6 protein-coding genes are annotated in these 8031 nt (G+C 68.8%); all 6 read left to right on the top strand.

What is annotated here, in order from left to right:
• A partial coding sequence (locus VGR37_13025; GenBank protein HEV2148320.1) for an AAA domain-containing protein occupies positions 1–2113 on the top strand: 2113 nt, incomplete at its 5' end.
• Positions 2114–2307: 194 nt separating this feature from the next.
• Positions 2308–2670 (top strand): helix-turn-helix transcriptional regulator, encoded by a 363-nt coding sequence (locus VGR37_13030; GenBank protein ID HEV2148321.1) that lies wholly within the window; start codon positions 2308–2310, stop codon positions 2668–2670.
• A gap of 139 nt (positions 2671–2809) precedes the next feature.
• The gene (gene glyA, locus VGR37_13035; protein ID HEV2148322.1) at positions 2810–4060 is read left to right on the top strand and encodes a serine hydroxymethyltransferase; all 1251 of its coding nucleotides are present in this window, start codon (positions 2810–2812) and stop codon (positions 4058–4060) included.
• A 172-nt stretch (positions 4061–4232) separates the two neighbouring features.
• Positions 4233–5630 (top strand): tRNA (N6-isopentenyl adenosine(37)-C2)-methylthiotransferase MiaB, encoded by a 1398-nt coding sequence (gene miaB / locus VGR37_13040; protein ID HEV2148323.1) that lies wholly within the window; start codon positions 4233–4235, stop codon positions 5628–5630.
• Positions 5627–5923, top strand: coding sequence for a LapA family protein (locus tag VGR37_13045; protein ID HEV2148324.1), 297 nt, complete (start codon positions 5627–5629; stop codon positions 5921–5923). Before miaB ends, VGR37_13045 begins: the two co-directional genes overlap by 4 nt.
• A gap of 363 nt (positions 5924–6286) precedes the next feature.
• On the top strand, positions 6287–7972 hold the full coding sequence (locus VGR37_13050) for a hypothetical protein (protein HEV2148325.1): 1686 nt from the start codon (positions 6287–6289) through the stop codon (positions 7970–7972).
• Positions 7973–8031: the final 59 nt, after the last annotated feature.

Below are 8031 nucleotides of genomic sequence, written 5' to 3' on the forward strand. Positions count from 1 at the left end.
GCGGCGGGGCGCGAGCCGGCTCCGGCTGCAGGCGGAGCCCTTTCCCGGCGCCGGGGGCGCGGAGCCGCTCGCCCATCCGCTGCTGGAGGCGCTCCGCACCTTCACGCGCGCCGAGGCCGCGGCCGAAGCGGTCCAGGTCCGGGCGCTGCACACCCTCCCCGCCGAGGACCGCGCCCGCCGCTTCGAGTGCATCCGGGGGATGGAGCTGGCGGAGCGGCGCGAGGACGGCCACCTCGTCTTCGAGTTCGACCCGGAGTGCCGCGACGCCAAGTTCAAGCCCGGCGACTTCACCCTGGTCCTCACCAACGACGGGACCGACACGCTGCTGGAGACGGACCGGAAGCCCTGGCTCCGGCGGCAGCTCTCCATGGAGCTGGTGGAGTACGACCTGTCCGTGTCCCCGCCGCGCGTGGTCCTCGCCCCGGGCGACCCGAACGGCTTCCGCAAGGCGGAGGCGGCCGGCACGATCCACCTGGACCGCCGCTGCGTGCTGGACCGGGCCCCGAGCGACTTCAACACCCGCCGGATCCTGGCGACGCTGCGGGCCCTCGCCGCCGGGGAGGCCGAGGCGGAAACGGTCGTCGGCCTGCTGGAGGGGCGCGCCCCGGCGGAGTGGACTGCGCCGGTGGCCGACGTGGAGGCGGTGCGGCGCGAGGTGCTGGCCCCCGCGGCGGATGCATACGGGCGCCCGGTGCTGAACCCGGACCAGGACCACGCCTGGGAGGCCGCGTTCGGGCGCCCGGTCTCGCTGGTGTGGGGTCCGCCGGGGACGGGGAAGACCTACCTGCTCGCCTGGATGCTGGTGGGGCTGGCGGCGGCGGCGCGGCGGGCGGGGCGCCCCTGCCGGATCCTGGTCTCCGCCGCGACGCACCGCGCCATCACCAACGTGCTGGTGCGGGTGGCGCGGGAGCTGGCCGCCACCGGGATCCCGAGCCCGCTCCGCGCGGTGAAGCTGAAGGGGAGCGGGAGCGACGCCGACGCCGACCTGGAGGGCACCACGGTCGAGCTGGTGGACGACGCGAAGCTGTCCGGCCTGCTGTCCCGGGCGGGGGAGACGGGCGAGCCGCTGGTGGTCGGCTCCACCGTATGGTCGCTCTGGAAGCGGATGCGCGAGGCGCGCTCTCCCGAGGCGCCGGTCGAGCCCTGGTTCGACGTGGTGGTGGTCGACGAGGCCTCGCAGATGAAGGTCTCCGAGGCGCTGATCGCCCTCTCGTCCATCCGCCGGGGCGGCCAGGTGATCCTCTGCGGCGACGACAAGCAGCTCGCCCCGGTGATCCGCGGGCGGTACGGCGCGGGGGGCGACACCCTCTTCGGCTCCGTGTTCTCGCGGTTCGCGGAGTCGTTCCCCAAGCTGGTGCTGCGGGAGAGCCGCCGGATGAACCGCGCGCTCGTGGAGTACCCGCGGGAGCTGTTCTATCCGGGCCTGGTGTCGATGTGCCCGGACGAGCGGGTCCGCACCGCCGCCCGCTCCGGGCACCTCGCGGACGAGCTGGACGCGCTCCTCTGGGACGTCTTCTTCCGGCCCGAGGACGCGGTGGTGTTCTGCACCTACTCGGGCTTCCGCGCCGGCGCCCGCAACCCGTTCGAGGCGGCGCTGGTGGCCCGTCTCGCCCGTCTCGCCCGCGCGGGCCTGCTGGACCCGGAAACGGGGGAGCGCTTCACGGCCGGCCGCTTCGCCTCGCACGCGCTGGCGGTGCTCTCCCCCCACCGCGCGCAGAACAGCGCCATCTACGGCGAGCTGCTGGCGGGGGGCTGGGCGCGGGGGGAGCTGCCGGTGGTGGACACGGTGGAGCGGATGCAGGGGAACGAACGGGAGATGGTGATCGTCTCCTACGCCGTGGCGGACGGCGAGTACGCGGAGCGCGAAGCCGAGTTCCTGCTCAACCCCAACCGCTTCAACGTCTCCATCACCCGCCCGCGCGGGAAGCTGGTGGTGTTCATGAGCGACGAGGTGCTGCGCGTCGTCCCCCGCGACGAGGAGGTGATGACCGGGTCCATGGCGATCAAGGGCTACGGCCGCCACTGCGCCGACGCCGTGCGCGAGGTGGAGCTTCCCACGCCGGATGGGGGCGCGGTGCGGGCGCGGTGCCGCTACCGCCGGCTCCAGGATTGACGTCCAGATGCCGAAGCTATCGGGCGGCCCCTGAACGCCCCCTTGCGTTCTATACTCAATAACGTATATTGCCGGAGCCTGACGATGGCATCCACGTTCGTCCGGGACGTCGAGCTCTACGTGGATGCGCGCGGCCGGTCCGCAGTCCGGGACGAGCTCCGACGGATCGAGCGAAACTGCAAGGGAGGCTGACGATGCGCGCGGACGATTTTTTTCGTGAGCTGGAGGCGGAGTTTCCCACTCCGCCCGAGGTGGCGGCCGAGGTGGACCTGCCTCACGTCCTCGCGAGCAACGTCTACCGCTTCCGCAAGGAGCGGGGCCTCACCCAGGAGCAGCTCGCGGAGGCCGTCGGCGTCCGCCAGCCCCGCATCGCCGAGGTGGAGCGCGGGGACGCCAACCCCCGCCTGTCCACCCTGGCGAAGCTGGCGTTCGCGCTCGGCGTCCCGGTGGCGAGCCTGCTCGATCCCGACTTTCCAGACCGAAAGGACCAGCCGGCCGCCCCGCTCGAGTATCAGCGCACGCCGCCGCCCATCCGCAAGGTCGCCGAGCCGGGGTAGTCCGCCTTCCGCTCCCGGCGTCACACCTTCCTCCCGGCGCTCCCCGTCCCTCGACGCACTCGACACCGCCCCCGGCGGGGGTTACAATCCTGGCCTTCCGACCCCGTACCGCAACGTTTTGACGGATAGAGGCCAGCCCATGGACGTCCTGAGAGCCGCCGATCCCGACATCCACCGTCTCCTCGTCGCCGAGGCCGAGCGCCAGGAGAACCAGCTGGAGATGATCGCCTCCGAGAACTTCGTCTCGCGGGCGGTGCTCCAGGCCATGGGCTCCGTGCTCACCAACAAGTACGCCGAGGGGTACCCCGGGAAGCGCTACTACGGCGGGTGCGAGGTGGTGGACGACGTCGAGCGGATCGCGCAGGAGCGGCTTCTGCAGCTCTTCGGCGCGGATCACGCGAACGTCCAGCCGCACTCCGGCGCCCAGGCCAACATGGCCGTGTACTTCGCGCTGATGCAGCCGGGCGACACCCTGCTGGGGATGAACCTGTCCGAGGGCGGGCACCTCACCCACGGCTCTCCGGTGAACTTCAGCGGGCGCCTGTACAACGTGGAGGCGTACGGCGTCCGCTCCGAAGACCACCGCATCGACTACGACTGGCTCCGCGAGCAGGCGCTGCGGGTGCGCCCCAAGGTGATCGTCGCCGGGGCGAGCGCGTACCCGCGGATCATCGACTTCGAGGTGTTCGGCGAGATCGCCCGCGAGGCCGGGGCGAAGCTGGTGGTGGACATGGCCCACATCGCCGGGCTTGTAGCCACGGGGCACCACCCCGACCCGGTCCCCCACGCCGACGTGGTGACCTCCACCACGCACAAGACGCTGCGCGGCCCCCGCGGCGGGCTGATCCTGGCGCGCGAGGAGCACGCCAAGGCGGTGGACAAGCAGATCTTCCCGGGCATCCAGGGCGGCCCGCTGATGCACGTGATCGCCGCCAAGGCCGTGGCGTTCGGCGAGGCGCTCCGGCCCACCTTCAAGGACTACTCCGCGCAGGTGATCGCCAACGCGCGCGCCCTGGGCGAGGCGCTGGCGGAGCGCGGCTTCACGCTGGTCTCCGGCGGCACCGACAACCACCTCCTCCTGGTAGACCTGCGCAGCAAGGGGATCACCGGCAAGGACGCGGAGAAGACGCTGGAGCGCGCCGGGATCACGGTGAACAAGAACACCGTCCCCGGCGAGACGGAGTCGCCGTTCGTCACCTCGGGAGTCCGCATCGGCACCCCGGCGCTCACCACCCGCGGCCTCGGCGTGGGAGAGATGCGGGAGATCGCCGCGCTGATCGACGAGGCCATCCTCGGCCGCGGCGACGACGCGGCGCTCGACCGGGTCCGCGGCCGGGTGCGCGAGCTGTGCGACCGGTTCCCGCTCTACGGGGAGTGGGCGCGGGAGTGAGGGGTGCGAGGTGCGAAGTGCGGGCGTGGGCCGGGGTGAGGGGGGTGCGGCGCGCCTGGGGACACTCTCGGACTTTCGCACTCACGCACTTTCGCGCTCGCCGTTCCGGGATCCTGTCGGGTAGAGTGGTGTAACCAGCGGTCCCGGAAGGACCCCATCCAGGACCGGAGCCATGGCGGAGCAGAAGAAGGCCTACATCGAGACGTACGGGTGCCAGATGAACATCAGCGACACCGAGCTGATGCACGGCATCCTGGCGGAGCAGGGGTACGTCGCCGCCGACGCCCCCGAGGACGCCGACGTCATCCTGGTCAACACCTGCGCCATCCGCGACCACGCGGAGCAGCGCGTGGTGGGGCGCGTGGGCCAGCTCCAGCAGCTCCGCGCGGATCGACCGGGGCTGCTCATCGGCGTCACCGGCTGCATGGCGCAGCGCCTGGGGGAGCAGCTCTTCCAGCAGAAGGGGCAGGTTGACCTGGTCATGGGTCCGGACGCGTACCGGCAGCTCCCCGAGAAGCTGGCGGCGCTCCGCGCGCCCGCTCCGGCCAGCGCCCCGGCGGCGCGCTCGATCCCGCTCCCGGTGGTGGGCGCGCCCGCGAAGGGGCTCACCGTCCTCGACTTCGACCCGTTCGAGAACTACGAGGGCGTCACCGCCCGGCGCACCTCCGCCATCTCCGCGTGGGTGCCCATCCAGCGAGGGTGCAACTACCGCTGCACCTACTGCATCGTCCCCTACGTCCGCGGCGACGAGAAGAACCGCGACCCGGAGCAGATCCTGGCCGAGGTCCGCGCGCTCGCGGCCGAGGGCGTCCCGGAGGTCACCCTCCTGGGGCAGACCGTCAACTCGTACGAGCACGGCGACTGGGACTTCCCGCGCCTCCTCCGCGCGGTCGCGCGCGTGGACGGGATCCGGCGCGTCCGCTTCACCTCGCCGCACCCCAACGACTTCACGCGGGCGCTGGTGGAGGTGATGGCGGAGGAGCCCACCGTCTGCAAGCAGCTCCACCTCCCGGTGCAGTCCGGCCACAACCGGACGCTGAAGCGGATGCTCCGCCGCTACACGGTCGAGGAGTACCTGGAGAAGATCGAGTGGGTGCGCGAGGCGATCCCGCACGTCGCGCTCTCCACCGACGTGATCGTCGCCTTCCCGGGCGAGACCGAGGAGGAGTACGAGGCCACGCTGGAGCTGATGCGGACCGTCCGCTTCGACGATGCGTTCATGTACCGCTACTCCCCGCGCGACGGCACCCCCGCCACGCGCCTCCCGGCGGACCAGTTCGTCCCCGAGGACGTCGGGCAGGCGCGCCTGGAGCGGCTGATCGAGCTGCACCGGGAGATCCAGCTGGAGATCAACCGCGCGGAGGTGGGGCGGGTGGAGGAGGTGCTGGTGGAGAAGGAAGGACGGCGCGGCGGGCTGCAGGGGCGCACCGACTCCAACAAGGTGGTCACCTTCGAGGGGCCGGCCTCGCTCATCGGCGGCTTCATCACGGTGCGGCTCACCGCCACCACCGGCGCGACCTTCGCCGGGGAGCGGGTGGTGGAAGGGGTCCCGGCCGGCCACGCGGCATGACGCGCACCGGCTGGTTCGGGATCGCCGCGCTCGCGCTCCTGGCCGCCGGGTTCGCCTACCTCAACCAGAGCGAGACGGCGGCGGTCCACCTCGGGCTCGTCTCCATCTACCGGGCGCCGGTGTCCATCCTCCTCCTGGGCGCGTTCCTGCTGGGAATGATCGCCATGTTCCTCCTGGGGCTCCGGCAGGACCTGCGGGTGCGGCGGATGCTCCGCGAGCGGGAGGACTTCCGGCATCACGACGACGCCACCGAGCTGTACCCGCACGGCTACTCCCCGACGGATCTGTCGTAACACTCACTTCCTACCACACAGCGGCGTGGGGCGCGCAGGACCTCGGGCAAACCACCTTGCGCCTCCTCAGCGGGCGCGGGGAACCCCGGGAGCTGCCTCGGAGATCTACTTCGGATCTGGAAGCCCACGCCGGCTGCTTGTTCCTCCGCTCTCGTTGGCCGCAAGCACGGCGTACCCGCTCTGGTGCGAGGAGTGCACCACATCGCTTACCAGCCCATGATTGGTCCCGACGTGTGACCGCAATGCGGGTGTCGTCGTCAGCGCGTGTGGATGCCGACAGTCCGTGAGACTTGCGCCTCCATCATATCCCGTGGTGCTTCTGTGCATCGCGTCTGTAGCACAACCGTTTGCCAGGAGAAAGAAATGAGCCGACGCCGCTCCCTCAGCATCCTATTGGTCGCCGTGTCGCTCGGCGCCTGTGACCAACCATCCGGTCTTACCGGGCCGGTGCAACCAGCGGATGGTCCGGCCTTCAGTTCGGTCGCAGTGAATTGCACCGGAGATGCTACTTACGACACTCAGCTGATCCGGGACAGGGTTGCCCAGGCGGATATTCTAAACTTCGGTGCGACCCGATGCGTGGTGAACGATACGATCAACCTCGACTCCAACACTGTGATCTCTGGGCTCGGGAGAACGTCCACGATCTTCTACAATCGGCCGGCGTACTTCGAGGGCGCGGCCGGCTGGGACACCGCGCCGTTCGTCGTTCCCCACACCGCCCAGAACGTCGTGGTCGAGAAGATGCACTTCGAGGGCACGCAGTCGATGCACCAGTTCGCGGTCCTGGTCTACGGTGGACGGAATGTCACCGTCCGGAACAGCTTCTTCAGCAAGATCGGCCTGGTGGGGTCGAACGCTCGCGACAACATCGAGACGACCGACACTGCCCGCCTTGCGAGAGAGATCTACGTCCTGAACGATACCGTCCTGCAGGGCGTGTGTGGGGGCATCGTGACGTGCAAGGGTAGCAGTTCACGTAACAACGCGATCGAGCTCACGCACGTGCTGGACGGGGAAATTCGGAACAACCACATCATGAACTACACGACAGGTATCGCCATCGTCGGCGGGAATGCGATGACCCAGCCCGACAGGCGCCGTATGGCTGGTCGGTTCCTGATCCATGGTAACAGAGTGGACCAGGTGGATACGGGCATCATGACGAGCAACGCGTTTGAGGTGAACGTGAACGAAAATTTCGTGACCAACTGCACAGACGTGTGTCTGGACGCGGAGGGGAGCGAAAGAGTCGGCTTCTATGCAAATCGAGCGTACGATGCAGGAAACTACACGATCGCGACGTTCTACAACGCTGAGGGTGTGGTTTTCAACTGGAATCATTTGCGGAAGGACCTTACGTGGACGGATGAAAATGGAACGCCTCGGGACAATGGACAGCACTCCCTTTATCGGGCCGTCAGGGACGACGGTTCGACCTACAAGCGTGTGGGGGTGAAGATCCACAACAACCTCTTCGCATGGGACGGACCGGGCGTCGGGAATGTCTTCAAGGAGACGGCTGGTCCTGACGACACGAGCCCTTCGGTGAACTACATCCTGTTCGACAACAACGAGCTGCATGACGTGATGGTCATCTGGGATTGGAAGCAATATGACCAGGGGACGATCCAGATGCGTGGCAACACGATCACCTTCACGAAAACCCCAGACCGGGCGGCAATCGGCGTGGTCGGCACCCACCTGGCGGGTAACAAGCGATCAATCCCATTGAACGGCGACTGGAACCTGGAAATCGCCGGCAACATCATCAAGAACAAGAGCGGGCAGGACCCCGCCAAGCCAGCTGTCGATGTTCTCCAGAACTGCGCCTGCGCGGTCAACACGCTCATCCAGGCGAATGACATTCGTGGCTTCTCGACGTCGATCAAGGTGACCTCGAGTGTCTACAATCCGAACACGGGCCGCTCCGAGCCCCGGAGCGACCATTACTTCGGGATTCACGACAACGGGGTAAGCGGTACAGTGTCGACCTCGAGTGCGGCGACGGTCAACGAGACAGGCACTTACTCGGTCCCGAACACGTAACGGTCGTCCGGGGATATTTCCCCGGCAATAGAGATCAGGACGTGGCACCCCTGGTAGAC

The sequence above is a fragment of the Longimicrobiaceae bacterium genome (assembly GCA_035936415.1).
Classification (GTDB): domain Bacteria; phylum Gemmatimonadota; class Gemmatimonadetes; order Longimicrobiales; family Longimicrobiaceae; genus JAFAYN01.